The sequence below is a fragment of the Bradyrhizobium sp. 76 genome, from assembly GCF_023073025.1.
Lineage (GTDB): Bacteria > Pseudomonadota > Alphaproteobacteria > Rhizobiales > Xanthobacteraceae > Bradyrhizobium.
This window is the reverse complement of record NZ_JADPIS010000129.1, coordinates 1-551: the sequence shown is the minus strand read 5'-3', so window position 1 is coordinate 551 and position 551 is coordinate 1. Positions and strand designations below refer to the sequence as shown.

Below are 551 nucleotides of genomic sequence, written 5' to 3'. Positions count from 1 at the left end.
ACCGCTTCGCCAACCCGCCACGCCTCGACCAGACCCTGGAACATCGGCCCGTAGCCGTAGCCCCGCGCCTGCAGCCGCGCATAATGACCGGTCAGATCGATCGGCGCACCGCCAGCCGGCGGCCACACCTCGAGCCCGCTCTCCGGTGCAGCATCCTGCGATGCACCTTCCTCCGCGCCCTCGCCCAGCACGCCCTGCGCATGCAGCGTCCACGACCCACCCTCGGCCGCATCCTCCGCCCGGCTGTAGATGCTCAAGCTTCGGCTATTGGCCGCGCCCGCATCACCGCCATCCACCTGAACCTGAAGCCGGACCCCACCCTCCGCCGGCAGCACCAGCGGCGACAGCAGCGTCAGCTGCGACACCGTCGTCAAACCAACCGCACGCGCCGCCGCAAAGCCCAGCTCCAACAGCCCCGTCCCCGGCAGCAGCACCGTCCCGAACACCTGGTGGTCGCCAAGCCAGCCCGCTTCCGACAACGACAACCGCCCCGTCAGCAGGAACCCATCGCTCTCCGCAAGCGGCGTCGCCGCTCCCAGCAGCGGATGCGA

Annotated in this window: 1 protein-coding gene; it reads right to left on the bottom strand. The window is 70.4% G+C overall.

Features of this window, described 5'->3' with window-relative positions; translation table 11 throughout:
• The coding region (locus IVB48_RS33140) for a polyketide synthase dehydratase domain-containing protein (protein WP_247406758.1) at positions 1-551 on the bottom strand (551 nt) is incomplete at both ends.